The 254-nt window shown below is 61.8% G+C and carries 1 protein-coding gene; it reads left to right on the top strand.

Annotated elements, in window-relative coordinates; translation table 11 throughout:
* The coding region (locus SB772_RS43340) for a serine hydrolase (protein WP_410838940.1) at positions 1 to 254 on the top strand (254 nt) is incomplete at both ends.

Genomic DNA, 254 nt, shown 5'->3' with positions numbered 1-254 from the left:
AGAGGCAGCCATCCGCCTGGAGCGCATTGGTTCTACAACAACTGGGATTTCAACGTTCTCGGAACGATCGTCGAGCGTGCGACGGGCGAGAATGTGCTGGAGGCGCTTGCGTCCCGCCTGGTGAAGCCATTGCGCATGCAGGATTGTGCGCCGGGTGACGGGTGGTTTCAGAACGGGCCGGAGTCCATGCATCCGGTCTACAAGATCCAGATGTCGGCGCGGGATCTGGCGCGGGTCGGGCTTCTCTATCTCCG

Source organism: Paraburkholderia sp. SIMBA_030, assembly GCF_046535245.1.
Classification (GTDB): domain Bacteria; phylum Pseudomonadota; class Gammaproteobacteria; order Burkholderiales; family Burkholderiaceae; genus Paraburkholderia.
The sequence above is the reverse complement of the archived record's forward strand: the minus strand, read 5'-3'. Positions and strand labels throughout refer to the sequence as shown.